This window comes from Georgenia sp. 311 (assembly GCF_006151955.1).
Taxonomy (GTDB): Bacteria; Actinomycetota; Actinomycetes; order Actinomycetales; family Actinomycetaceae; genus Oceanitalea; species Oceanitalea wutianyii.
Window position 1 is genome coordinate 30,763 of sequence record NZ_VDFS01000017.1, and the last position, 25,429, is coordinate 56,191.

Here is a 25,429-nt window from a genome sequence, read left to right on the forward strand (position 1 = left end):
GCGCGTCCGTCTCACGCGCGTTCCGCGGTCACGCCGTACCGCCACCGGCGTACCGCTAGGTACAGCGGCCGATCTTGTGCCCGATCCGCCGCGCGACCGCTCCGGTCTTGCGGTTGACCATGTGTGCCACCCAGCGAGCCCGCGTGGCGCCGGGAACGCGTCGCCCCAGGCCCTCCTCACGCGTGTACCGACAGGGGTTGCAGACGCCGCACGGCTTGCCCCCGAGGGTCGGGTAGTGGCAGAACCAGGTCAGCTCCATGACCTGGCCGAAGCCGGCGGCCGCCGCGCGCTCGCCCATCTCGATCTTCGTCATGTCGAACACCGGGAAGCGGAACGGACGGAACAGCTCCAGCGCGGGCTTCGTCGGCTGCGGCACGAGCTCGTGGTAGCCGCCGGCGTCATCGTCCTGGAACCGGACGTTCCCCTCGAGCAGCCGCACCGCGTTGTCGTCCCGATGGGCAACGATCTCGAGGTTGGTCAGGCCGGACGAGCGGGCCATCGCCGTGAGGAACAGGTACTGAGTCCCGAGAAACCCGAGCTGACGGGCTCCCTCGTGCTGCTTGCGCGCAGCGGGGTCGGCCGGGATGTCGTCATAGTGGTGGACGACGGTCGGCAGGATGAGCCGCGCCGCGTCCGGGTCGATCCGGGCGATCTCCTCCCGGATCTCCTGCTGCCGCAGCATCTCCAGCCGCGTGGAGGCGCGGCGCCAGTCCTTGACGTAGTGCGGTCGAACCGGCTTGCGGTACGTGAACACGAGGTCCGCGACCCGGTAGGTCGAGTCCCACCCAGCCGTCCACAGCACGTTGGCGGCGGCGGTCACAGGCGCGACACCTTCTCGGTCTCGGACGCCACACCGCGCGTGTCGAAGAAGCGCTGGGCTCCCCCGGCGAGCGCCTCGACGTCGTAGTCGCGGTGGTGCTGCAGCAGCATGACGAGGTCCGCATCTGCCACGGCCTGCTCCAGGTCGGGGACGCGTTCCATCGGCGTCCCGGTCGTGTGCCAGGTCTGGACGTGCGGGTCGTGGAAGACCACCGTGGCGCCCTTGTCCGTCAGGTGCTTGGCGACCGGCACGGCCGGGGACTCGCGCTGGTCGGCGATGTTCGGCTTGTACGTGACACCCAGGAGGAGGACGGTCGATCCGCGGAGCGCCTTGCCGTCCTCGTTGAGGATGTCCTGCGCCCGCTTGACCACGTAGGAGGGCATCGTCGCGTTGATCTCCTGGGCCAGCTCCACGAAACGGAAGGGGTAGCCCAGGCGCGCACGGACGTTGTACGACAGGTAGTTCGGATCGATCGGGATGCAGTGCCCACCCACGCCCGGTCCCGGGTAGAAGGCCTGGAAGCCGAAGGGCTTGGTCTTCGCGGCGTCGATGACGTCCCACAGGTCGATACCCAGCTCGTGGCAGAACCGAGCCATCTCGTTGACCAGCGCGATGTTGATGTGGCGGTAGGTGTTCTCGAGCAGCTTGGCCATCTCGGCCTCGCGAGTGCCCTTCGTGCGCACCACCGTGTCGACGATGCGGCCGTAGAACTCGGCGGCAGCCTCCGTCGACTCCGGCGTCACACCCCCGACGACCTTCGGGGTGTTCTTCGCACCGAAGGTCGGGTTGCCCGGGTCGATCCGCTCGGGTGAGAACGCGAGGTGGAAGTCGGTGCCTACCTTGAGCCCACCGGCCTCCAGCATCGGCTGGACGATCTCCTCGGTCGTGCCGGGGTACGTCGTCGACTCGAGGACGACGACCTGACCACGCTGCAGCTGGGCGGCGATGTCGGTCACCGCGGCACGCACCGCTCCTAGGTCCGGTCCGCCGTCCTCGCCGAGCGGGGTGGGGACACAGATGACGACGTGCTTGGCCTCGGCCAGCACCGCCGGGTCGGTCGTCGCCGAGAAGCCGCGCGAGACCAGGTCTGCGATCTGCTCGTCCGACAGGTCGTCGATGTGCGAGACGCCCCCGTTGAGGCCGTCGACAACGCCCCGGTTCACGTCGTAGCCGCGCACCGACAAGCCGGCATGCACCGCCTCGAACACCAGCGGCAGGCCCACGTACCCGAGCCCGACAACCGCAAGATCCACAGCCATGAAATTCCCCCCAAGTAGAGCGTTGCGGAGCCGACATCAATCCACCGGAGCAAGGCCCGGGCAGTATCGGCTGCGCTGGCAGACTACATCTGACGCCGATCTGCGATTGTCACGGCGTGCGCAGCCGGACTGCTCGACCACGTGCACTCCCCGGGCGCAGTCAGTCGCCACCACCCTGTCTGCGAGGCGTCGGGTAGCCTGCCTGAGTGAGAAGTGGGGGCTGGTCACCGGCATCGTGGCGCGCGGTCGACGGCCCATCGATCCGGGGGCGGCGGGCGAGCGGCCATGAGTGAGTCACCACGGCTCGGCAGGTTCGCCCTGTTCGTGCTGTTCGTCTGTCTGCTCGGGGGCCGGTTCAGCCTGGCGCGGCTGCACCCCTCCCTGCCCGCCTTCGACCTGCGCTTCGCAGGCCTGGCCATCGCGGTGATCGTCTTCCTCGTCTGGCGCGCCACCGACCGTGCGCCCAGCCCCGTGACTCGCTCCGGACCCGGCGCGATCGTCTTCGCCGGCTGGCTGTGGTTCATGGCTGCGAGCGCGATGTGGGCGCCGCCAGCCGCACGCGTCGCTGAGAACCTTCTCGACCTCGGCTTCATGGGCGCCTTCGTCGGCCTCGCATGGGCGTGCGTCGGGCGCCTGCCCCGCGACACCGTCGAGAGGGTCTGGACCTGGTTCGCCGTCGCCGGCGTCATCTACTTCCTCGCAGCCGTCGCCGCCGGCCCCGACATCCAGGGCCGGTACGCCGCCTTCGGAGGCGGTCCCAACGTCTTTGTCCGCGTCATGATCCTCGCTGCCCTCGCCGTCACCTACCTCGCCTCGCAGCGCGCGCAGCCGCGGTGGCTGTGGTTCCTGCCACTGTTCATCCTCGGCGCCGTGCTGTCGGGGTCCCGCGGCGGAATGGTCGCGTTCGTCGGCGTCGTCATCGTCGGGTCCTGGCCGATTCTGCGCCGCATGCGCGGCAACGTCCTCGCCCGCCTCGCGCTCCTCGGGGTGGCCGCAGCAGCCGCCATTCCGCCTCTGCTCGGCGCGGAGACCATCGAGTCCCTGAGGCAGCGTTGGGTCGTCCTGACCTTCGAGAGCGGTTACTCCTCCGGGCGCGACTCCATCTACACCCAGGTCTGGGAGCTGTTCTCGAGCTCGCCATTCGTCGGCGTCGGACTCGACGGCTACTACGGCCTCGTCGGCAAGGACCAGGGCTTCGAGTACCCGCACAACGTCCTCATGGCCTCGGCGGCCGAGGGGGGCGTCGTCGGTGCCGGGCTTCTCGTCCTCGCCGTCGTCGTGTTCCTGCTCTCGACCAGGCCCGGACCGATGCCGCCCGCGGCCCTGTACTTCACGCTCGCCGCCGTCTACCTCGCCGGCGCAAGCATGTTCTCCGGCGACTACTACGACGTCCGCCTGCTGTGGTTCTTCCTCGGGCTCGCCGCCATCGACACCCGCCGTGCTCGACGCGAGAGACAGGGTGCCGATGAGACACCCGGCGCGCTGTCGCGCCCCCGCAGCGCGATCGCGGCGAACAGTAAGCAACGAGTGTCGCGTATGCTGCCTGAGGCCTGACGCCTTCAGGCGCCGGGATGCATGCCGCTCCATCAGGGGTTCCAAGGCACGCCAAGAGGGGGAGATCACTTGTCCGGGGGGACACTGGCTCGAAGGAGCCTGGTGGGGCTGTGGGACTGCGCCGCATGGTGCATCGCCGTCGCTCTTATCGTTGGTACTCGTTACGAGTTCTATCTCAGCGTCGAGCAGTGGAACACCGTGTTCCTGTACGCCGCACTGGCGTGCCTGACACAGCTCGGTGTGGGTGCGCTGCTCAAGCTCTACCGGGGCAGGTACCGGCTCGGGAGCTTCGAGGAGAGCCCCGGTCTGCTGCTGTCGATGGTGGTGGTCGCGCTCATCCTCATCGTCGCCTTCGTCGCGATCGGGGGGCTGGCGAACTTCCCGCGGAGCATCGCGCTGCTCGCGCCGCCGTTCGCGCTCATCTTCATGGCCGCCGGGCGGTGGGCGTACAGGGCGTGGAGGACGCCCAAGCCCGTCAGCACCGAGAACGCCGAGAACGTCCTCATCTACGGCGCGGGCGACGCGGGCTACCAGCTCCTTCGCCTCATCGAGATGGACACCTCCTCCCCGTACCGCGTGGTCGGGCTGATCGACGACAACCCCGCCAAACGCCACCTCAACCTGCTGGGTCGGCCCGTGCTCGGCGGCCGCGACGACATCGTGCGCCGCGCTCAGGAACGTGACGTCACCACCGTCATCCTCGCCATCTCGGCGGCAAGCAAGGGCATGATCGCGGAGGTCGCGGACATCGTCGAGGGCTCGGGGATGAAGTTCCTCCTCCTGCCGCCCCTCGGCCAGATCCTCGGCGGCCGGGTGAAGCTCAGTGACGTCAAGGAAGTCGACATCACCGACATCCTGGGCCGCCGCCAGGTCAGCACCGACATCGGCTCGATCGCTGACTACCTCACGGACAAGCGCGTCCTGGTGACGGGTGCGGGCGGCTCCATCGGCTCCGAGCTCGCCCGCCAGGTGCACAAGTTCGGCCCCGCGGAGCTCATCCTGCTCGACCGTGACGAGTCCGCGCTGCACGGCGTCCAGCTCTCGATCTACGGCAAGGCACTCCTCGACACCCCCGACATGGTGCTCGCGAGCATCCGGGACAAGGCGGCCCTGCGGAAGATCTTCGAGGAGCACCGCCCCCAGGTCGTCTTCCACGCTGCTGCGCTCAAGCACCTGCCCATGCTCGAGCAGTACCCGGACGAGGGCTGGAAGACGAACGTCGTCGGCACCCAGAACCTCCTCGAGCTCTCGGCCGAGTTCGGCGTCGAGAAGTTCGTCAACATCTCCACCGACAAGGCCGCGAACCCGACGAGCGTGCTGGGCAGGACCAAGCGCCTGGCCGAGCAGCTGACCGCCTGGTTCGGCCAGCACGCCAGCGGGACGTACCTGTCGGTGCGGTTCGGCAACGTGCTCGGTTCGCGCGGGTCGATGCTGCACACCTTCCGCCAGCAGATTGAGCGCGGTGGTCCCATCACCGTGACCCACCCCGACGTGACGCGCTACTTCATGACGATCCCCGAGGCGAGCGAGCTCGTCATCCAGGCCGGTGCGATCGGCAGCGACGGGGAGGTCCTCGTCCTGGACATGGGCGAGCCGGTCCGGATCCTCGACGTGGCTCGACGCCTGGTCACCCACTCCGGTCAGGACATCGAGATCGTCTTCACCGGGCTGCGCCCGAACGAGAAGCTGCACGAGGACCTCTTCAGCGAGAACGAGACCGGCGTCCGGTCGCACCACCCGCTGATCTCGCACGTCACCGTGCCTCCGCTGGCCCCGGAGACGCTCGGGCGGCACACGCCCGAGCCGCGAGCCGGTCGTGCACGGACCGCGCAGACACTGCCCAACCGATGAAGGGACAGCCACGTTGACGGAGCGAATCCTGCTCTCCCCACCGGACACCGGCGCAGCGGAGGAGGTCGCCGTCATCAGGGCGCTGCGAGGCGGCTGGGTAGCGCCGCTGGGCCCCGAGGTCGACGCCTTCGAGAGCGAGATGGCCGCGTACACCGGCCGGAAGCACGCCGTCGCGCTGGCCTCCGGCACCGCAGCGCTCCACCTCGCCCTGCTCAACTACGGCGTCCGGCCCGGTGACCTCGTCCTGACCGCGACGATGACCTTCGCCGCGACGGCGAACGCCATCGCGTACACGGGGGCACAGCCGGTGTTCGTCGAGTGCGACGCCACCGGCAACATCGACGTCGACCTCCTTGACCACGCGCTCACCGACCTGCAGGAGCAGGGCCGGCGCGTTGCCGCGATCGTGCCCGTCGACCTCCTGGGCAAGGTCGCCGACTACGAGGGGATCGCCAGGATCGCGAACCGTGCGGCCATCCCCGTCATCGCCGACTCCGCGGAGTCACTCGGAGCCCACCGCGGCGGGCGCCCGGCCGGCAGCTTCGGAGACGCGGCCATCCTGTCGTTCAACGGCAACAAGGTGATGACCACCTCCGGCGGCGGCATGCTCCTCACCGACGACCCGGGTGTCGCAGAGCACACGCGCTACCTCGCCACGCAGGCGCGGCAGCCCGTCGTGCACTACGAGCACACGGACATCGGCTACAACTACCGCCTGTCCAACCTGCTCGCCGCGCTCGGCCGCGCCCAGCTCGACCGCCTCGACTCCATGATCGAGCGCCGCCGCGAGATCCGTCAGCACTACCGACGCTTCTTCGCCGACGTCCCGGGCGTCACCGTCTTCGGTGGCGAGGACGGCGCGGAGGACCGCGGGCAGACGCACGACAACTACTGGCTGAGCTCCATCCTCGTGGACCCCGCCGAGGCCGGGTGGACGGCGGACCAGCTCATCGCCCACCTCGCGGCGGCCGGCGTCGAGGCCCGGCCGCTGTGGAAGCCGATGCACCTCCAGCCCGTGTACCGCGACGCCCCCGCGTACACGAACGGCACCAGCGAGGACCTGTTCACCCGCGGGATCTCCCTGCCCAGCGGGTCCGCACACGACGAGGCCACCATCGCCCGTGTCCTCGACGCGGTCTCGGGCTTCCTCGGTGAGGCCCGCGCCGGCGAGACCGGCCGGTGAGCGCCATGAGGTACGACCGCGTCAAGCGTGCCCTCGACCTGGCTGTCGGTGGCGCAGCACTTGTCCTCAGCGCTCCGGTGCAGCTTGCCGTCGCCGCGCTGGTGCGCGTCAAGCTCGGCAGCCCCGTGCTCTTCCGCCAGGACCGTCCCGGCAAGGACGGCCGCGTCTTCCAGCTCGTGAAGTTCCGGACCATGCTCGAGCCGGATCCGGCCGGCGGCCTCATCACGAACGAGCAGCGCATGACCCCGTTCGGGCACCGGCTGCGTTCCACGAGCCTGGACGAGCTGCCCACCCTCCTCAACGTCGTCCGCGGGGACATGAGCCTCGTCGGCCCCCGGCCCCTGCGGACCACCTACCTCCCCCGCTACAGCCGCCGGCACGCCCGGCGCCACGACGTCCGGCCCGGCCTCACCGGCCTCGCGCAGGTGCGGGGACGGAACGCACTGACGTGGGAGGAGCGGCTCGACCTCGACATCGAGTACGTCGACTCCATGTCCCCGGCCCTCGACCTGTCCATCGTGCTGGCGACGATCAGGACCGTCTTCCAGCGCAGCGGCATCGCGGCGGAGGGTCAGGCGACGATGAGTGAGTTCATGGGCTCCGGCGAGCCCATCACCTGCGTGCCGCTCGTCGAGGAGCACCTCCCCGCCCGGGTCGAGTGGCTCAACGACCCACGGGTGCGCGCCGGGATCACCATCTCCTTCCAGGCGTCCCTCGAGGACACCGTCACGTGGTTCCGGAAGGCAGCCGAGGACGAGACCCGGGCCGACTTCGCCTGCGTCTCGCAGGACGGCTCGCCCGTGTCCATGTTCGGCATCACCGACATCGCCGACGGGAGCGCCGCCCTGTACCTCTACGTGGCACCCGACCTGCACGCGAAGGGCATCGGTCGTCTCACCATGGTCCACCTGCTCAAGGAGGCGCAGCGGCTCGGCCTCACCGAGGTGCGCCTCGAGGTCAAGGCCGAGAACACCTCGGCCGTCCGGCTGTACGAGCGCTTCGGCTTCCACGTGACCGGAGAGGTCCCGGGAGAGGCGAAGCTCAAGATGACGGCGGTCGTGCGTTGAGGGACATGAAGATCGTCATCGGCTCGGCCGGCCGGCGCACCTACCTCGTCGGCTGGTTCATGGCGGCTCTCGCCGAGCTCGGCCTGCCCGGCGAGGTCATCGTGACGGAGAACGACGTGACCAGCCCGAGCTTCGGGCTCGCCCACCGCTCGGTGTGGATGCCGCCCTACGCTGACCCTGCGTACGCCGAGCAGATGCTCGAGCTGTTCACGGCCGAGCGGCCCGACCTCTTCGTCCCGCTCAACGACTTCGAGATCGACCTGCTGTCACGGGGCCTCGGCTCCCGGCTCGAGGAGTACTGCGACCAGGTCTTGGTCCCCAGCCGCCAGGCGCAGCGGAACCTCTCGGACAAGCTGGCCATGAGCCAGTCCCTCGCCGCGGCGGGAGTGACGACCCCCCGCACGTGGCTGGCCGCCGAGCTCGACGAGCTGCGCGGCTCGGTCGACGACCCGGTGAGCGAGTACGTCGTCAAGCACCGCTTCGGCAGCGGCTCCTCCGGCCTGCGCTTCGCCACGCCGAGCCAGCTCGACTCCGCCGTCGCCGGGTCCCTCGCCGAGCTCCCGGCCCCCGACAACGACCCCGTCCCCGACCTGCCGCCAGCCGCTCGGGTCGTCGTCCAGCAGCGTGTGCCCGGCGACGAGTACGGCGTGGACGGGGTGTTCTCGCTGACCTCCCCCACCCCGGCGCTGACGGGCGTCCTCGCCCGCCGCAAGCTCCAGATGCGGGCCGGGGAGACCGACAAGGCCGTGACCGTCGACCCCGCCCCGTTCGTCGAGACGGTCACCCGCCTGGGCGATCTCATCGGTCCGCGCGGGCTCGTCGACATCGACATCATCCGCACCGCCGACGGCGCTCAGCACGTCATCGACATCAACCCCCGTTTCGGCGGCGGCTACCCGTTCTGCCACGCCGCCGGCGCGAATGTCCCCCTGTACATCCTCCAGTCCCTGCGCGGCGCCGCCGACCCCGCTCTGCTGGAGTACCGGACGGCGCTGACCGTGGCGAAGTACCAGGACGTGCGGGTCGTCGGCGAGCTGGACAACGTGGAGAAGGGCTCATGACGCTACCTGTCGCAGCACGACAGACCGCCTTCCGGCTCGTCGACACCGCCCGTGGCTCACGGACGAGGCCGGCGGTCGAGGAGATCACCCGGACCCTGGCACGCCCCGGGGACCCGGCGAGCGCCGAGCTCCACGCCCGCCGGCTGCGCGGGATGCTCGTGCATGCGGCCACGACGGCCCGCGCCTTCGCCGGCTGCTCCCCCGACGACCTCGCCTCCTACCCGGTGACCGACAAGAACATCATCCGCGAGCGTCTCGACGACTACAGGTCCTCCGCGCACACCGACGGCAAGCTCCGCCGCGTGTCGACGAGCGGCTCGACCGGCACGCCCTTCGCCTCCTTCCAGGACCCTGGCAAGGTGGCGCGGAACTCGGCCGACACCATCGCCTTCGCCCGCCGGATCGGCTACGACGTCGGTGCACCGGTGTACTACTTCACGGTCTGGCCGGCGAGGAGGGGCCTCGCCGCCGTCAAGCAGCGTCTCCAGAACGTCACCCCGGTCGACGTCACCCGCCTGGACGCCGACCAGGTCGCCCAGGTCGCCCGCCGCATGAGCCGGGCGGGTGACGGCGCGAACCTCATCGGCTACGCCTCCGCCATCGAGCAGTTCTGCGTCCTGGTGCGCGAGCAGGGCATCTCGCTGCCGTCCGGAGCGGTCAACTCGGTGCTGGCCACCTCGGAGGCCCCGAGCCCGGGCCTGGCCGCTCTCGTGGAGTCGGTGCTGAGGCGTCCGCTGAGCGTGCGGTACTCCAACATCGAGAACGGCATCCTCGCGCAGCGCCAGCCGGGGGCGTCCTCCTACCAGCTCAACACAGCCAGCTACCACGTCGAGCTCCTCGACCTGGACACCGACGGCCCAGCCGCCCCGGGAGAGCCCGGCCGGATCGTCGTCACCGACCTGTTCAACCGCGCCATGCCCTTCGTCCGGTACGACACCGGTGATGTCGGGTACTGGCACGTCGGCGCCGACGGGCAGGCGGACACCTCGAGGCTGGCCGGTATCGAGGGCAGGCGCTCGGACCTCATCTACGACGCCGACGACGCCCTGCTGTCGACCCACTTCGTCGCCAAGGTGATGAACGAGTACGTCGACGTCAGGCAGTACCAGCTCGTCCAGACCGGGCAGGGCGCCTACACCGTCCGCCTCAACGCCCCGCAGGACGTTGCGCGCGACGAGCGCATCGCCGCCGACTTCAGGCGCGAGCTCGGCAGCGGTGCCCAGCTCACGATCGAGCACACCGACGAGATCCCCCTCCTCGCGTCCGGCAAGAGACGCAGGATCATCAGCAACTGGTCCCCGGACAGGTGAGGACGCCGTGAAGATCACGTACATCCACCAGCACTACTCCCAGCTCCCCGCCGAGGGCGGCCTGAGCCGGCCGTGGCAGTTCGCCCGTCGGCTGGCCGCCGACGGCCACGAGGTGACGCTCATCGCCGGTTCCCGCCAGGCCCGGACGACGTACGTCGAGGGCGTGCGCATCGTCCACGTCCGTGCCCCGTACGCGAACGCTGCCGGCCCGGTGAAGCGGATCGTCGCCTTTCTGCTCTTCGTCCTGCGGGCGACCCTGCTCGCCGTGCGGACCCCGGCCGACGTCGTCTTCGCCAGCAGCACCCCGCTCACGGTGGCGGTGCCCGGCATGATCGGTGCGCTCACCAACAGGGCGCGCTTCGTCTTCGAGGTCCGCGACCTGTGGCCCACCGTCCCGATCGAGCTCGGCGTCCTCACCAACCCGGTGCTCAAGGCCCTCGCGCGTGGGCTCGAACGGCTCACCTACCGCCGGGCGGACACCGTCATCGCCCTCTCGGACGACATGGCCGCCGGGGTGCGGAGCGTCAACGGTACGGTGCCCGTCGTCGTCATCCCCAACGCGAGCGACTTCTCCCTCTTCCCCGATCCCTCGGAGACGCCGGAGATCCGCGCGGAGCAGGGCTGGGAGCCGGAGGAGACGGTCCTGGTCTACGCCGGGAGCTTCGGCCGCATCTACAACCTCGGCTGGGTGGTGGACCTCGCGGCCGCGCTGCGCTCCCAGGGCGTGCGCGTGGTGATGTACGGGAACGGCGGCACGATGCCCGCACTGCGGCAGCGTGCCACGAAGCACGGCCTCGACGTCGACTCCCTGCTCCCCGGCCGTGTCCGGCGCCAGGACCTCGCCCGCGTCCTGTCGGCGGCGGATGCCACCATCTCCAGCGTGCTGCGTCTCACGTGCCTCGAGCCGGCATCGATCAACAAGGTCTTCGAGTCGATGGCGGCGCAGAAGCCCGTGCTCTTCAACCACGACGGCTGGCTCACCGAGCTCATGACCGAGCACCGTGCCGGCTGGAGGCTCGACGACGACCCGGCCAAGGCGGCGCTCCAGGTCCAGGACATCCTGGCGCGCCCCGAGCAGCTCCGCGAGGCCGGCGAGCGCAGCGCCGAGCTCGGGCGCGAGCGCTTCGACCGCGACAAGCTCTACGTCGGCTTCCGCGCGGCGGTGGTCGGCGCGTGAGCCCGTCGTCACCTTCGGCGCGCGGTCCTCGGTGGATCGCCCGGTGAGCCGCCGGTTCACCCATCCCGCCTACGCCCTGCTCGCGGGGCAGGTGGTCACCGCGGGCGTCGCCTTCGCCATCAACTTCCTCTCCTCGAGCGTGATGCCGCCGGACCAGCGCGGCACCCTGGCCTTCTTCATCCAGCTGTCCTACATCGCGACCACTCTCGGGCTCCTGGGCGTCGAGCGGCCCTACGTGGCCGAACGGACGGGGGTCTCCTTCCCCACCGCCGTGAGGGAGCTCGGCCGGCTGACGAGGTCGGTGTGGGTCGGGGCCGCGCTCCTGGTGGTCGCCGCCTTCGTCACCGGGTGGGTCTCGGGCTGGTTCCTGGCACTCCTGCTCGCGATGACGGCCACCTACGTCGTCTCCAACGCCGCTGTGCGCAGGGTCCGGATCGCCTACGTCGTCAGCCGTGACCGCCGGACCTTCGTCACGAACACCATCGCGGTGCAGTGCGGGCTGCTCGGGCTGGGGGTCGTGCTCTACCTCCTCGACGTGAGCTCGCCGGCCGCCTGGCTGGGCGCCTACGCCCTGAGCAGCGCCGCGGCGATGGTGACGAGCACCCGCGCACGCCGTCGGTCGCGCGAGGAGCACGTGTCCCCGAGCCAGCTGGCGCGTGTCCGGCGCGAGGGGCTCAGGCTCATCCCCGCCTCGCTGGGCAACACCGCGCTGCTCCGCTCGGACCGTCTGATGATGCCTTTCCTCTCGTCGGCTGCGGAGCTGGGCATCTACGTCACCGTCGCGACGGTGATGGAGGTCGGTGCCTGGCCGATCCAGCAGTGGGTGGACGCCTCCCTGGGGCGGCTGCGCTCACGTGCCGCCGGCAGCAACCGAGGCCTCGTCATCAAGCTCTTCCTCGGGGTGGTGAGCCTCACCGTCGTCATCGGCGTGCTCGCCTACTTCGCGATCAGTCTGCTCCTGCCCGAGGAGTACCACCGGTCGCTGGAGCTCATCCCGATCCTCGGCGCGGGCACCGTCGTCTACGCGATGACGCGCCTGCAGCACGGCTGGCTGATCGCCGAGGGGCGTCCAGGCCTCGTGTCCGTCGCCGAGACGGTCGGGCTCGTGGCCTCCGCCGTCCTCTACGTCGGGCTCATCCCGCCCTTCGGGGCGATGGGTGCGGCGATCGGCTCCGGCATCGGGCACTGCATCCTGTTCGGCACGACCTGGGCGCTGCGGCGCCGCGCCAACAGGGCGTAGGTGCGAGGGCCCGCGGCGACCAGCCTCGACCGTTCGGCGGCCGGCCGCCTGGAAGTGATGTGGGAGGATGACCCGGGCATGACCAATGGACTTTCAGGGGGATGAATGGAACTGCGCGACTACCTGCACGTGCTTCGCACCCGATGGTTGTCCATCGTCACGGTTGCGCTGGTCACCCTGGCAGCGACAGCGGCAGCGACGTTGCTGACGACGCCGGAGTACACGTCATCGACGCGCATGTTCTTCGCGGTGCAGGGCGGCGAGACGGTCTCGGACCTCGCTCAGGGCTCGACCTTCACCGAGAAGCAGATGTCCTCCTACGCGGAGGTCGCCAAGTCCCCGATCGTCCTCGACCCCGTCGCCGAGGCCTTCGGCCTCGAGCAGGACTCCCGCAGCCTGGCCTCGGCCCTTGACGTCACCGTCGCGGCCGACACCACGATCCTCGTCATCTCGGCGACCGACGAGGACCCGGTGCTGGCTCGCGACCTGGCCAACGCCGTCGCCGACGAGCTCACGTCCACCGTCGGCAGCCTCTCCCCCGAGCGGCCCGACGGCACCGAGACGGTCCGCGCCACGATGCTCAGCGAGGCGCAGGTCCCCCAGTCCCCGTCGTCACCCAACACGATGCGCAACCTCGCGCTCGGCCTCGTCCTCGGCCTGCTGCTCGGTGTCGGCGTCGCGCTGCTGCGGCAGGTGCTCGACACGAAGGTCCGCGACGAGAACGACATCGCCGCCGTCACCGACGCGAGCCCGCTCGCCATCGTGCCGATCGACACCGCAGCGACCGACCATCCCGTCTTCATGCATGACGACTCCATGGGCATGCGCGCCGAGGCGATCCGCCGGCTCCGGACGAACCTCCAGTTCGTCGACTTCGGGGACCGGCCGAGCTCGATCGTCGTCACCTCCTCCGTCCCGGCCGAGGGCAAGACGACCACGGCGATCAACCTCGCCGCCTCGCTCGCCGACGCCGGCGCGCGGGTGGTGCTCGTCGACGCCGATCTCCGCCGCCCGACCGTGGCCAAGTACATGGGCTTCGAGGGACGCGTCGGCCTCACCACCGTCCTCATCGGCCGAGCCAACGTCGAGGACGTCGTCCAGCCCTGGCAGGGCTCCTCCCTCGACATCCTGCCCTCCGGTCAGATCCCGCCGAACCCGAGCGAGCTGCTCGGCTCGCGGGCCATGACGCGCCTGCTCGAGGAGCTCACCAGCACGTACGACGTCGTCATCCTCGACAGCCCGCCGCTCCTGCCGGTCACCGACGCCGCTGTTCTCAGCAAGCTCGCCGGTGGCACCCTCGTCGTCGCCGGCGCGGACCGCCTGCAGAAGCAGCAGCTGCGAGCCTCGCTCGAGGCACTGACCAAGGTCGACGCCCACGTCCTCGGCATCGTGCTCAACAAGGCGCAGCGCAAGGAGCGCGACCGGTACGCCTACGAGTACTACAGCAGCCAGGACCCCACTCTCACCGGGACCCGCTCGTCCTCGCGCAAGGCGCGTGGCGCTCGACAGGTCACCGAGCCCGAGCCCGCCGTCGCGAACCGGTCCACGTGGCCCGGCGAGCGGATGTCCGCCACTCCTCGCCGCTGATCACGGCGTGACGGTGACCTCGTCACCGGTCCACACCCACACCCGTCCACCTGCCGCGGACACGGCAAGATCCTCACCGCTGGGGGCCACCACGCCGCTGCACGTCGGCTCCTCCCCTGCGCTGCCGTCAGGACGGATGAGGGCGACGGCGAGGGTGTCCGCGCAGGCCTCCCAGGCACCGGCCACCACGTAGCCCTCGTCGGTCAGACCGACAGCCCGCGCCCGGACGTCGGGGGTGTGCCGCGTCCACGTCGCCCCGCCGTCGGCCGTGAGTGCGAGGCTGACGTCGGCGCACAGGACGGCGGCGTGCGCCGTGTCGAGCGCGGCGAGCTGGACCGCCTCGCAGGGTGTCTCCACCGTTCCCGCAGGCGCCCCCATGAGATCGGTGTCGCCCGGCACGAGGTACCAGGAGCCGTCGAGGTACTGGTCGTTCGCCGTCCAGGAGGCTCCGGCGGTCGAGGAGGAGAGGTACGTGGGCGCGCAGCCCGCTCCCCCACCGATGACGGAGAGCGACTCGGGCCCCAGGGCGCGCAGTCGGCTCACCGGAGCGAGGTCGACGGGCAGCTCCTGCCACGTCAGCCCGCCGTCCACGCTGCGCTCCACCGTCCCGGCCTCGCCGCAGGATCCCGCCGTCGCCCGCCACGCCGTCGTGCCGTCGACGTTGACGAGCAGCCGCCCCGACCGGGCGAGCCGCTCCACCTCAGCGAGCCCGTCGGTCTCCTGCTTCGTCGGCGGCGTGGTCGCCTCCACGCCGGGGGTCACCGTCGCAGGTCTGTCCGCGACGTCGACGACGGGAGTGGTCGGGCGGGTCACCAGCAGGGCGACGAGCACGACGTTGAGCAGGACGAGGGCGCCGAGGCCCGCCACGGGGAGTCGGCGGCTGGAGCGCGATGCCATCTGCGGTCACCTCATGGGAGTTCGGAGCACGGCCGTGCTCGGGTCAGGGTCCGAGGAAGAGCTGGGAGCACAGCAGTCGCGCGCCGTCGGGGACGCACCCGATCCCGATCTCGGTGAGGGCCGGGTCGAGGAGGTTCGCCCGGTGACCGGAGGAGTCCAGCCACGCCGCGACGACGTCGGCGGGTTCCGCGGTGCTGTTGACGAGGTTCTCGGCCGCGGTGGTGAACGGCGCGCACTCCTGGATCACCGGCCCCAGCGGTGCATGGACGAGCTCCTCCTGCCCGACGAGGTCCGTCGCGCGAGCCACGGCCGCCTGCCGGGCGCAGTCGGATGCCGCGAGCGGCTGGAGGCCCTCGGCGGAACGGGTCTCGTTGGTGAGCTCGACGAGCTCGGCCGCATACCCCGAGGGGTCCTCCGGTGTCGCGCCGGGGGGCGCCGCGGGCTCGGGGTGGGCGGCACCGGCGCCGCAGGCGCCGAGCGCGGCCGCGACCACACCGAGACAGCCGGCCAGCCGCAGTGCGCCGACACTTCTGCCCATCATCCTTCGCTCCCGGGTGGGCGAAAGGGCCCCGGCGACGAGTCGCCGGGGCCCTCTCGGACGTTCGTTGACGTCGGCAGACGTCAGGCGGAGACCTTCATGCGGCGGGTGAAGTAGATGGCCGCGGCGCCGACGAGCAGCAGCAGCGCGCCGCCGATGATCAGCGGGGTGGCCGTCGCACCCGTCTCGGGAAGGCCGGTGGCCCCACCGTCGGTGGTGACGGGCGCGCCCGAGCCCTCACCCACGACAACAGTGATGGTGTCGAGGACGTTGCCCTCGGCATCGGTGGCGACCAGGTCGTAGGCCCCCTCCTCGAGCAGAGTCACGCTGAAGACGGCCTGGCCGTCGACAGCGGTCTTCGTCAGCGCCTTGGTCCCGGCGATGAGAATGTCGTCGTCCCCCACGTTCGCGTCGTCCGAGGTGACGGTCAGCGTGACGTCAGTCCCGCTGGGTGCAGTGACCGTGACCGTGAAGGCCTCGCCCGGGGCCGGGTTGGTCGTGGACACTGTGACGTCGAAGTCGTCCTCCGAGTAGCCGAGAGCGGCACTCGGTGCGAGGACGAGCAGCGCCGCGGCGAACACCGCGACGATGGCACGTCGAATCATGAGCAGTTCCCCCAAGTTGGTCCCGAAGGACCATAGTTGTGATCGGTTCCGAACAGGCTAACGGCTCGAATCAGCATGTCAACGCGGCGGAGACGAACATCTCGTTACCCGGACCGGGGGTCGTCCGCAGGATCGGGTCGCCCGTGAGGCCCGTCCCGGTGGTGATGTCGATCTCCGTCGTCACGGACTGTCCCGGGCTCAGGTGCACCCGGCGCCCGACCACCACCTGGTCGTCGTGGACCTGTGGGAGGACCTCGACCTCGCCGGCCGGGTCGCGCACGCCCGTGATGCGCCCGCCCGTGGGCGCGTAGACGAGCAGGTTCGAGCGCATGTCACCGTGCGGGACGACGCGACCCAGACCGACGAGCGAGGCCGGGAGCGTAGCCGCGCCGTCGGGCACCTCGGACGTGAGCGTGACCGAGACCGTGAGGTCCTGAGCGCCGTTCGCGTGGCACTGCTCCGCGACGACCTCGACCTCCATGCGTTGGTAGTACGCGATCTTCGCGGCGCTGAGGTCGTTGACGTACACGCCGACGACGGGTGAGCCGTCGCCGTCGTCGCCGCGGAGCTCGCCGCTGAGGACGGTGCCGCTGAGCAGCGCCTGCTCCGGCTCGTGGGCGGACCACACGTGGATCCTGCCCTCGTCAGCGGCCTCGACGAGGGCGGCGACCGTCGCGGTGGGGTCGGCGCCGCCGGTCATCGCGCGGGAGAAGACCTGGGCGGCCGCGAGCTCGAAGAACGCGTCCTGGGCGGCGGGCTCCGCGATCTCGCGGTAGACCCCGTTGAGCATGAGATCCGCAGCGTTGTCCGCGGTCAGCTGCGAGCCCTCCCCGAGAAATCCGGCTGGAGCGCCGACCGCCCACAGGGCCTCCTGCGGGACGTCGATCGGGCCGGTGGCCGAGAGCATGGACCCGAGGACCACCGGGTCCAGCGAGAGGACTCCGTCGACCTCGCCCCCGACGCGCTCCGTCCACATCGCGCGGATGAGCTCGGCGCTGCGCGGGAAGTCCGGCGTGGCGGTGACGTTCCCCGGGTAGCGCCCCAGCTGCGTGCCGAACAGGGCGACCTCGGCGGCGCTGAGCTCGACGACGGGCTCGGGGAAGGAGCCGATGTCACCGGCGGAGAGCTGCTCGACGAGGTCGACGGCGCCGTCGTCGACCCGCAGGTGGAGGAAGGCGCCGGTGAGCCCGCCGGTGGACCGGGGCTCGGCGTTGTTCTGCACCATGAGGACGTAGTCCCGCGGCTCGTCGGCACCGAGCATCGGCGGGACGAGCTGGACGGCACGGGACGCCGTCGCCGTGAGGCTCGCGACGTCGTCGACCTGGCCGGTGAGGTCCGCGAGCGGGCCGCGCATCAGCTCGAGGACCTCCTCGGGGTCGATGGTCGCGAGACGCTCACGGGCGTCGTCGACGGCCTCGTCCGCGGCGACCACCTGCGGCGCGACCTCGGCGAACGGCGCGAGGTCGATCCGCCCGTCCTGCGGTGCCAGGCGCGCCGGGTCGACGACGCCCGCCGCGGAGACGAGCTGGGGCAGCACGTCACCGGCGAGGTCGTCGACCACCTCGGTGGCCGTCCGTGCCGCGGCGACGTTCGGGCCGAGGTACGGCACGTGCGCGGCCAGCGACCAGTGCGGCCCGGAGACGGCGTCCCGGGCAGCCCCGGCGTGCTCCCGCAGCTCCTCCGCCGTGGCCGCGGCGGCGTCGGTCTGCCCGCTGAGCGCCTGCTCGCGCAGCTGGGTGACGAGCGGGATCGCGGCGCGCAGATCGGCCTGCGCCGCCCGGGCCTGCACGGCGAACACGACCATGAGACCGAGGAGCGCGAGCAGGAGCAGCGTGATGAGCAGCGCCAGGACCGTGCGGCCACGGCCTGATCGACGTCGACGGCGGGGACGCTCGCCGTGGTCGCTCGGGCGGGGGGCGGACGTGTCGTCCTCGAGCCAGCTGGGGAAGGTGTCCGTCACGCGGCCATTCCACCACGGGGCACTCCGACCGGACAGCCCTTTCCAGGGCTCCCCGGCTCAGCCGACGACGGTGCGGAACGACCTCGTCAGCCGCTCCGAGTAGCTTCTCCTCCGCCTCGGCGAGGACCCTGCCGTGGATGAGCGCGACCGGCGCGAGCTGCGCGATGAGCGGCACAGTCGAGACCCCGGCCACGTACCTCTCCGGTGACGAGCCACGGTTCGGCTCCCGCCCGGCTGAGGTGCGCGCGCCGGGAGAGCTGACGCGAGACCCACACCCGCGAGCCCCCGCGCCGGGACTCCTGACCTCCCGCGCGCCGGGTTAGGCTCGGGCCCGGGAACGTTCGGAGGAGAAGGGGGAGGACCCGATGGCCTACCGCTCGGGCGAGGACTACACGATCCTCGTCGTGTGCACCGGGAACGTGTGCCGCTCCCCCGCGATCGAGCGCCTCCTGCGCTCCGCGTTCGTCGCCGGCAGCGGGATCGACGTGCACAGCGCGGGCACCGGGGCGCTCGTCGGCGAGCCGGTCCAGCCGCCCATGGTCAAGCTCCTCCAGCGCCATGGCGTCACGGCCGACGGGTTCGCCGCGCGCGCCCTCACCGAGCCGATGGTCAGCGGGGCCGACCTCGTCCTCACCGCCACCCGCGCCCACCGTGCCGACGTCGTCGAGCGGGTGCCGGCGGCCGTGCGGCGCACGTTCACCGTGCGCGAGCTCGCCCGGATGGCGGAAGCGGTCGACCCCGCCGAGCTCGACGCCGCCGCTGGAGCGGACGCCCGGCCCGCCGAGCGCCTCGCCGCGCTCGTGCCGCTGGCCTCCCGCCAGCGCGCGCAGGTCCCGGCCGAGCTCGACGACGTCGTCGACCCCTACCGGCGGTCCGAGGAGGTCTACGAGGAGTCCTTCGGGCAGCTGCTCCTGGCTGTGCGCACCATCGCGCGGACGGTGCTGGGTGTGCGCGCGGCGGGAAGCGTCCGGGTCGAACCCAGCACCGGGTTCTCAACCCGTTCTCGCCACTGAGCGGTCGACCTCGGGTGACCATGTCGTCATCCATGGTCGACGAACCGGCGGGCCCGGCACGCCGACCGGGCCGACCGGTTCGTCCCCAGATCTCCTTCCGGCTCTACCCGACCGGGTCCGTCGCCAGCGACGCCGCGAGCCGTGCACCGAGCTCGTCGTCGTGACCTTCCGCGCTTGCCCCGATCCGCCAGGCCCCCGCCGCGTACTCCCCCGCCGGTAGCGTGCGCCCGCCCGGTTGCCAAAGCGGCTGCCAGACGACGGCACCTGAGCCTGCGTAGTAGCGGTTGTCCTCGTCCCATGCCGAGCCCGGCACGTACGCCGCGGCCACGCTCGCGTCGTCGGACGTGGCCTGCGTCCAGGCGGGGAACCCGGTGACGTCACCCTGCCCGCGGGCCGGGTTCGCGTCGTCGCCCACGCGCGGCAGGGCCGAGTCGATGGTCATGGCCACCTCCCAAGCCGGTGCGGTGAGCTCAGCGGTCACCGACAGGTCCCAGCTCATGTCGAGCCAGCCGGGCTCGAACTCCAGGGTCCAGTCCGCCGTCGCCGGCTCGTCGCCGAGTGGGATGCCGGACAACCGCAGGGTCGAGCCGTCCACCTCCACCTGGGCCGGCTCCCCGGCGATGTCGGTGTTCCCGAAGTTCCCCACCGCGAGGTAGGGGGCGGTGGCGCGGTAGTCCTCGTCGAGCACGGCGGTCCAGCCGTCCCCGTCGCGGACCTCCATCGAGGTGAGGGCGGCACGCGGGGAGGTCTCCACCCGTGCCCGGTACGCCGCCGTCTCCACGTCGTAGCCGGTGGTGACGAGCTCGCCCTCGAAGTCGAGCGGCCGCAGCCACACGCCGCCCTGTCCCCAGCCGGCGCCGGAGACCCACCACTCCTCCCCGTCGCGGACGATCTCCGAGGCGTGCTCGCGGATCCGGCCCACCTCCTGGTCCACGGTGAAGTGCAGCGGGTCCTCGCTGCGGTACACCCGGGTGTCGCTGTAGTCCGAGGTGCAGCACACGGTGAGGTAGTACGCGCCGTCGTGCTCGACGACGAACGGCGACTCCGTCGGCCCGCCGGACGTGCCCTCGGCCGGGTGCTCGAACGCGGTCTGCCGCGGCCCCCAGCTCACCAGGTCGGTGCTCGTCCGGTAGGCGACGATGTGGTTGCCTCCCGCGGGGTCGGAGTTGGCCGTGTAGTACATGACCCACTGGTCGCCCACCCGCGTGACCATCGGGTCACGGCCGTCGAACCCGTCGACGAACAGCGGGTTCTGCGGGTGCCGCGTCCACGTGTACAGGTCCGTGGACGTCGCCAGCTGCATGCGGTAGGCCTCGTGGTCCGCGGTGCCGCCGGCGTAGAACATGTAGTAGGTGCCCTCGTGCTCGATGACGTGGGGCGCCCAGACGTGCAGCTCGCCCGCGTCCGGGTCCGCGTGCATCACCGGCTCCTGCTTGGTCCACGGGCCGTGGAGGGACTCGGCCGTCGCGTGGGCGAAGAACTTCTCGTCCAGCGGGTCGGCCGGCTCCTCGTGCGTGATGCCGAACAGGTGCCACGTGCCCTCGGCGTCCTGGACGAAGGTGTGGTCGTTGATGTACCAGTCCTCGTCCTCGCCGACCGACGGGTCGTAGACGCGCACGCGCTCACCGCCGGTGACCGCCTGGCGCCGCTCCTCGAACGGCCTGAGGGTCACCGGGGCCTCGGTGAGCCGCTCGATGATCGCCGCGGCCTGCTCGCGCAGGTCCGCCCGGGCAGCCTCGCTCAGAGTGTCCGGCCGCTTCGGGTTGTCCAGGTGCCTGACGAACCGCTCGAGCGCCCGCACCGCCGCCTCCACCCGGTCCCCCTCGAGGTGCCGGATCGCCTGCTCGACGGCGTTGGCCAGCTGGCCGGCGATCGGCCCGGCGACATCGCCGGACGTGACGTACCCGTCCACCGAGTCCCGCAGCCCGGCGAGCGCCTCGAGCGGGGTCTCGGGTGGCGGGGGCTCCTCGTCCAGCGCCCGCAGCGTGAGGTAGTCGACGCCCACGAGAAAGCCGGTGGAGCTCGCGTGCTTGCCGGTCACCCGGAACGTCACCTCGTTCGGGCCCTCGGTGAGGTCGACGGTGCCGAGATCGACCGGGCCGGTGGTCCCCACGCCCTGGGCGCGGTAGCCGTCCACCGGCTCGCCGACGACGACGCCGTTCACCAGCACCTCGACGATCCCGTAGTCCGGGGCCTGGGTGAGGACGGCCCCGAGGGCGTACTCGCCGGTCGCGGGTGCCTCGAGGGCCACGGTGATCTCCTGGTCCGCGACGGTCGGCCGGAACCACAGCTGGGCCCCGGCGGACCAGGAGACGCCGCAGCAGTTGGTCTGCCGCTCGTACGGGGCGTCGGCCGCGAGCACCTCGAGGTCCTCGGCCTCGAACCGCAGGGTCGCTCCGGTGCGCGCGGAGACCTCCGGGGAGAGCTCACCGGGGTTGCCGGCGGTGTCCACCGCGCGGACGCGGTAGAACCACTGCTCACCGAGCTCGAGGTCCTCGTGCCGGAAGCCCAGGTCGGTCGTCGTGCCGAGGAGGGTGCTCTCGCCGGGGGTGAAGCCGGACGTCATGGACCCGTAGACCTCGTACCGGGCGATCCCCACGTCGTCGGTCGCGGCGCCCCAGCCGAGCCGGACGGAGTTCGACTCCTCGCCCATCGCGGTGACGTCGGTGGGAGCCGACGGCGCCGTCGTGTCGGTGAACGGGGCGACGATCGACGCCACCTCGTAGCGCGCCGCGGACCACGGCGGGGCGCCGTCGAGCGGGGTGAGCGTGATGTCGAGCTGCCCGCCCTGTGCCAGGTGCGCCGGGATGACGAAGGAGTCCTCCAGCCACCGCCTGGTGGTGTTGCCGAGCGGCTGCAGCCACACGCCCGCGTCCTGGCCGCCGACCTCCACCCGGACGGTCTGGTGGGAGAGAGCCTGGTCGGAGAGCCGGCGCAGCCACACGCCGTGGTTGTCCTCCGCGACGTCGACGGTGAAGGAGACCGGGTCCCCGCCGGCACGGAGGTCCTCGGTGACCGGGGCCGGGTCGTGCGTGCCCTCGAAGGTCGAGGTCAGGGTCGTGACGTCACCGCCCCCGGTGTACCCGTGCGCCCCCTCGCTCGCCGGGTCCCCGACGTCGATCCGGTCGGTGACGCGCAGCGTGCTCACGTCCTCGTGGCCGTACCAGAACGCCGTCGAGCTGTAGCGTGCCGGCTCGTTGGCCACCGGGCCGGGCTCGATGCCGAAGCGGATCGAGGAGCCGAAGCTCACCGCCTCGGTGATCATCAGCCGGTAGGCGGCGTCGCACTGGTTCGGGCACTCGAGGATGCCGGTCTGCATCGCCGGCGCGCCGTTGAACGGGGCGGAGAACTCGTTGCGGTTGAAGTACCAGCCGCCGTTGTAGAAGTCCTCCGAGCCGGTGCCGTGGAGCTGCGGCGAGCGTGAGCCGTCGACGAAGACACGCTCGTCACCCTCGAGGTAGTTGCGGATGTTCCCGGCGGTGATGAGCCCGACCATCGTGTGGTTGACGCCCACGAACCGGCCGGTGCCGTTCGTCTCGAGGAAGATCCAGTCCTGCCCGGCCTCGGTCTCCCCGACCCTGGACTCGGCGCGGAAGTAGCCGATGGCGCGGTCCGCGAGCTGGTCGGCGACGGCGTCGTCCGCGTGCGACGTCACCGTCGCCTCCCCGGCCTCGAGGGGCAGGGTGGAGGTGTTGACGAGGTCGATCGTGGCGCGCTGCGCGAAGGGCATCGGCCACCACGAGAGGTAGGAGCCGTCCTCCTCGGTCTCCATCGCGTACATGAGGGCGTGGACCTCGGCCTCGCCGAGTCCCGAGCCGAAGAACTCCCCGAGCGGCGCGTCCACGGTCTGCTCGCCGTCGAAGGTCATCCGCAGGCGCAGGTCGCGCAGCAGCTCGTTGGAGCGCAGGATCGGCTCCTCGTCCTCGACCTGCGCGCCGTAGGAGTAGTTGCGCACCCCGTCCCACCGCTGCTCGACGATGACGTAGTCGTGCGCCTCCTCGCTCGCGAGGGCGTCGGGACTGGTGCCGACGTCGAGCTCGTCGGTGCGGACCGGCTCGCCGTCGACGATCGAGTCGACCCAGTAGCGGAACTCGTTGAAGTCGATCGAGGCGGAGACGAACGTGGTCGTGACGGTGATCTCGCTCTTGCCGGCGGTGAGCGCGGCAGGCAGCTCGACGGTCTGGTCGGTCCAGCGGCCCGGGTCACCGAGGATCGGCTCCCACTCCCCGGCGGCCTCGCCGTCGACGGTGATGGTCGCGCGCTGGTAGGCGGAGAGCGGGTCGAAGCGGCGGGTGAGGCGCACGCCGTCGTTGTCCGGGTCGATGGCCGCGGTGAAGGTGCTCGAGCCGACGAAGGCCCGGCCGTCGTCCTCGATCGGGTCGGGGACCGGTGGTACACCGACGATCTGCGGGAGCTGGAGCTCGATCTCGCTGACGACCCCGGCCCCGGACAGGTCGGCGAGCCGGACCGACTCACCGGGGGCGAGCTGGAGGCCGGTGGTCTCCGTCGTCGCGCCCGGGTGCGCCGGCTTCGGGTCCTCGTGCCCCCACGTCTGCGCCCGCTCGACGACCCCCGCGGGGACGGCGGCGGGGTCGAACGTCTCGACCCCCTCGGCGTCGGGGAAGGCCCGGTAGCTCACGAGGTAGAAGTACGGGTTGTTCGTCGTCGTGACCCGCATCGACTCCCGGTAGCTCATCGGCACCTTGAGGTAGACACCGCCGGAGCTCTGGTCCGCGTTCGCCACGAGTGGGTACACGAACGGGGCACCGAGCTCGCCGTCGACGACGTCCTGGAGCGGGGCGTCCACGACCGTCTCCCCGTCGAGCTCGATGATGATGTTGCCGGTGTTGGTGACGTCCCCGCCGTCGCGGGTGAACCAGATCGACGCGATCTCCCCCGCGCCGCTCCGCTCGGCGATGACGCAGCCCTGCTCGCTCTGCCGCAGGCAGGAGTAGGTGCCCTCGAAGCCGTCGTTGTTCCCCCCGGTACGGTCGAAGCTCGAGAACTGCCGGGTCTCCACCCCGCTCGTGAGAGTCGGGAGGAGGTCGAGGCGGCTGAGGTTCTCCCAGCCCGTCGGACCGGTCGCCTCGTGCGTCTGCACCTGAGGTGCGGAGGGCAGGGTCGCCGCCGCGGGCGCCAGCAGGCTCAGCCCGGTGAGGACAGCGAGAAGGGTCGTGAGGGCGCGGCCGTGGCCGGCCGGTGCGTGAGTGGACATGTCGTTCCCCCCGGTTCGATCGCTCGTCCTGGCCGTCAGCGGCTCCCGCCGAGCTCGGCGTAGACGTCGGTGGCGTTGTCGGGGGTGATGAGCTGCGTCTCGAGGGTCACTTCCTTCTCGACGTCCTCACAGCCGATGAGGATCTGCTCCGCGGTGGCCACGGCCTCACGGCCACCGGTCGGGTAGACGAACGTCGCCGACAGACGGCCCTCCTCGACCGCCTTGATCCCGCCGGACGGGATGGGCAGGGCGTCGATACCGATGAACTGGATGTCCTCGGCACGGCCGGCGGCGTCGGCGGCGAGGTAGGCACCCTCGGCCATCGGGTCGTTGTGGGCGTAGAAGACGTCGATCTCGTCGTTGGCCTGGAGGATGGCCTCGGCCTGGCTCTGGCCGAGCTCGCGCAGCCAGTCGCCCGTGCCCTCCGCGATGATCTCGATCCCCTCGGCCCCGGCGATGCCCTCGCGGAAGCCGTCGGCACGCTCCTGGGCGGGCGTGGAGCCGGACAGTCCGCGGAGCTCGGCGACGCTCCCACCGTCGGGGAGGAGCTCGGTGGCGACGTACTCCCCCGCGGCCCTGCCGATCTCGAAGTTGTCCGCACCGATGAACTGCGTGTAGGTGTCCCCCTCGATCTTGCGGTCGAGGACGATCACGGGGATCCCGTCGGTGTAGGCGCGCTCGACGATCGCGGTGAGCGGTGCCGCCTCGTTCGGGCTGATGATGAGGAGGTCGATGCCCTGGGCGAGGAAGTTCTCCACGTCCGAGACCTGCTTGGAGTTGTCCTGCGCGGCGTCGGCGAAGACCACCTCGAACTCCTCGATCTCGGAGGCGGCAGCACGGATGTCGTCGTCCATCTGCTGGCGGTAGGGCTCCGCGACGTTCGCCTGGCTCATGCCGATGAGGTACTCCCCGTCCGCGCCCGCACACGCGGCGGCGTCGGCGGTAGCGCCCGAGCCCGTGGCGGTGGCGGTGCCGCCCGTCGTGTCACCGACGCCGGGGGCGTCGGACTCGGTGCCGCACGCGGCCACGAGGAGAAGGGTGGCGCCGGCCGCGAGGACGACGTTGCGGCGGAGAATGTGTGCACGCTTCATT

At 71.2% G+C, this 25,429-nt stretch carries 18 protein-coding genes; 10 read left to right on the top strand and 8 right to left on the bottom strand.

The window, feature by feature from the left end; translation table 11 throughout:
• Positions 1-55: 55 nt before the first annotated feature.
• The gene (locus tag FHE66_RS02275; protein WP_139071374.1) at positions 56-820 is read right to left on the bottom strand and encodes a 7-cyano-7-deazaguanine synthase; all 765 of its coding nucleotides are present in this window, start codon (positions 818-820) and stop codon (positions 56-58) included.
• The gene (locus FHE66_RS02280; protein WP_139071375.1) at positions 817-2,079 is read right to left on the bottom strand and encodes a nucleotide sugar dehydrogenase; all 1,263 of its coding nucleotides are present in this window, start codon (positions 2,077-2,079) and stop codon (positions 817-819) included. Before FHE66_RS02280 ends, FHE66_RS02275 begins: the two co-directional genes overlap by 4 nt.
• A 285-nt stretch (positions 2,080-2,364) precedes the next feature.
• Between FHE66_RS02280 and FHE66_RS02285 the strand changes: the two genes are divergently transcribed.
• The 9 genes from FHE66_RS02285 to FHE66_RS02325 all read left to right on the top strand — a co-directional run bounded on the left by FHE66_RS02285 (position 2,365) and on the right by FHE66_RS02325 (position 14,109).
• Positions 2,365-3,633 (top strand): O-antigen ligase, encoded by a 1,269-nt coding sequence (locus FHE66_RS02285; RefSeq protein WP_139071376.1) that lies wholly within the window; start codon positions 2,365-2,367, stop codon positions 3,631-3,633.
• Between the two features lie 102 nt (positions 3,634-3,735).
• Positions 3,736-5,484, top strand: coding sequence for a nucleoside-diphosphate sugar epimerase/dehydratase (locus FHE66_RS02290; protein ID WP_255303577.1), 1,749 nt, complete (start codon positions 3,736-3,738; stop codon positions 5,482-5,484).
• 13 nt (positions 5,485-5,497) lie between these two features.
• Positions 5,498-6,667, top strand: a complete 1,170-nt coding sequence (locus FHE66_RS02295; RefSeq protein WP_139071378.1) for an aminotransferase class I/II-fold pyridoxal phosphate-dependent enzyme — start codon at positions 5,498-5,500, stop codon at positions 6,665-6,667.
• Positions 6,668-6,672: 5 nt separating this feature from the next.
• Positions 6,673-7,734 (top strand): GNAT family N-acetyltransferase, encoded by a 1,062-nt coding sequence (locus tag FHE66_RS15960; protein WP_176554611.1) that lies wholly within the window; start codon positions 6,673-6,675, stop codon positions 7,732-7,734.
• A gap of 5 nt (positions 7,735-7,739) precedes the next feature.
• Positions 7,740-8,795, top strand: a complete 1,056-nt coding sequence (locus FHE66_RS02305; RefSeq protein WP_139071379.1) for an ATP-grasp domain-containing protein — start codon at positions 7,740-7,742, stop codon at positions 8,793-8,795.
• On the top strand, positions 8,792-10,105 hold the full coding sequence (locus tag FHE66_RS02310; protein WP_139071380.1) for a hypothetical protein: 1,314 nt from the start codon (positions 8,792-8,794) through the stop codon (positions 10,103-10,105). The genes FHE66_RS02305 and FHE66_RS02310 overlap by 4 nt, the downstream gene beginning before the upstream one ends.
• A gap of 7 nt (positions 10,106-10,112) precedes the next feature.
• Positions 10,113-11,282: a glycosyltransferase family 4 protein gene (locus tag FHE66_RS02315; RefSeq protein WP_139071381.1), complete on the top strand. Its 1,170-nt coding sequence runs from the start codon at positions 10,113-10,115 to the stop codon at positions 11,280-11,282.
• Positions 11,283-11,325: 43 nt separating this feature from the next.
• A complete protein-coding gene (locus FHE66_RS02320; RefSeq protein ID WP_139071382.1) occupies positions 11,326-12,522 on the top strand; it encodes a lipopolysaccharide biosynthesis protein in 1,197 nt (398 codons plus the stop codon).
• Positions 12,523-12,627: 105 nt separating this feature from the next.
• Entirely contained in the window at positions 12,628-14,109 is a 1,482-nt protein-coding gene (locus tag FHE66_RS02325; RefSeq protein WP_139071383.1) for a polysaccharide biosynthesis tyrosine autokinase, read from the top strand.
• Here the strand turns inward: FHE66_RS02325 and FHE66_RS02330 are convergent, their stop codons facing one another.
• The 4 genes from FHE66_RS02330 to FHE66_RS02345 form a co-directional block, all read right to left on the bottom strand.
• A complete protein-coding gene (locus FHE66_RS02330; RefSeq protein ID WP_139071384.1) occupies positions 14,110-15,006 on the bottom strand; it encodes a hypothetical protein in 897 nt (298 codons plus the stop codon). It abuts the gene before it with no gap.
• A gap of 43 nt (positions 15,007-15,049) precedes the next feature.
• Complete coding sequence (locus FHE66_RS02335; protein WP_139071385.1) at positions 15,050-15,547, bottom strand: CAP domain-containing protein; 498 nt, start codon at positions 15,545-15,547, stop codon at positions 15,050-15,052.
• An 80-nt stretch (positions 15,548-15,627) separates the two neighbouring features.
• Positions 15,628-16,149 carry an LPXTG cell wall anchor domain-containing protein gene (locus FHE66_RS02340; RefSeq protein WP_139071386.1) on the bottom strand — a complete coding sequence of 174 codons (522 nt, stop codon included), beginning with the start codon at positions 16,147-16,149 and terminating at the stop codon, positions 15,628-15,630.
• Between the two features lie 70 nt (positions 16,150-16,219).
• Positions 16,220-18,109, bottom strand: coding sequence for a DUF4012 domain-containing protein (locus tag FHE66_RS02345; RefSeq protein WP_139071387.1), 1,890 nt, complete (start codon positions 18,107-18,109; stop codon positions 16,220-16,222).
• A gap of 365 nt (positions 18,110-18,474) precedes the next feature.
• On the opposite strand from FHE66_RS02345, the gene FHE66_RS02350 reads away from it, so the two are divergent.
• Positions 18,475-19,122 (top strand): low molecular weight phosphatase family protein, encoded by a 648-nt coding sequence (locus FHE66_RS02350; protein ID WP_139071388.1) that lies wholly within the window; start codon positions 18,475-18,477, stop codon positions 19,120-19,122.
• A gap of 103 nt (positions 19,123-19,225) precedes the next feature.
• Here FHE66_RS02350 and FHE66_RS15690 read toward each other — a convergent pair whose 3' ends face one another.
• Together FHE66_RS15690 and FHE66_RS02365 are read right to left on the bottom strand one after the other, a co-directional pair.
• Positions 19,226-24,337, bottom strand: coding sequence for a DUF2961 domain-containing protein (locus FHE66_RS15690; protein WP_218013587.1), 5,112 nt, complete (start codon positions 24,335-24,337; stop codon positions 19,226-19,228).
• 35 nt (positions 24,338-24,372) lie between these two features.
• Positions 24,373-25,428: a substrate-binding domain-containing protein gene (locus FHE66_RS02365; protein ID WP_139071389.1), complete on the bottom strand. Its 1,056-nt coding sequence runs from the start codon at positions 25,426-25,428 to the stop codon at positions 24,373-24,375.
• Position 25,429: the final 1 nt, after the last annotated feature.

Excerpts from the sequence above, each read along its gene's own strand:
- FHE66_RS02325 (WP_139071383.1), top strand. The coding sequence starts at position 12,628 with ATGGAACTGCGCGACTACCTGCACGTGCTTCGCACCCGATGGTTGTCC.
- FHE66_RS02305 (WP_139071379.1), top strand. The coding sequence starts at position 7,740 with ATGAAGATCGTCATCGGCTCGGCCGGCCGGCGCACCTACCTCGTCGGC.
- FHE66_RS02365 (WP_139071389.1), bottom strand. The coding sequence starts at position 25,428 with ATGAAGCGTGCACACATTCTCCGCCGCAACGTCGTCCTCGCGGCCGGC.
- FHE66_RS02330 (WP_139071384.1), bottom strand. The coding sequence starts at position 15,006 with ATGGCATCGCGCTCCAGCCGCCGACTCCCCGTGGCGGGCCTCGGCGCC.
- FHE66_RS02285 (WP_139071376.1), top strand. The coding sequence starts at position 2,365 with ATGAGTGAGTCACCACGGCTCGGCAGGTTCGCCCTGTTCGTGCTGTTC.
- FHE66_RS02280 (WP_139071375.1), bottom strand. The coding sequence starts at position 2,079 with ATGGCTGTGGATCTTGCGGTTGTCGGGCTCGGGTACGTGGGCCTGCCG.
- FHE66_RS02350 (WP_139071388.1), top strand. The coding sequence starts at position 18,475 with ATGGCCTACCGCTCGGGCGAGGACTACACGATCCTCGTCGTGTGCACC.
- FHE66_RS15690 (WP_218013587.1), bottom strand. The coding sequence starts at position 24,337 with ATGTCCACTCACGCACCGGCCGGCCACGGCCGCGCCCTCACGACCCTT.
- FHE66_RS02340 (WP_139071386.1), bottom strand. The coding sequence starts at position 16,149 with ATGATTCGACGTGCCATCGTCGCGGTGTTCGCCGCGGCGCTGCTCGTC.
- FHE66_RS02310 (WP_139071380.1), top strand. The coding sequence starts at position 8,792 with ATGACGCTACCTGTCGCAGCACGACAGACCGCCTTCCGGCTCGTCGAC.
- FHE66_RS15960 (WP_176554611.1), top strand. The coding sequence starts at position 6,673 with ATGAGGTACGACCGCGTCAAGCGTGCCCTCGACCTGGCTGTCGGTGGC.
- FHE66_RS02335 (WP_139071385.1), bottom strand. The coding sequence starts at position 15,547 with ATGATGGGCAGAAGTGTCGGCGCACTGCGGCTGGCCGGCTGTCTCGGT.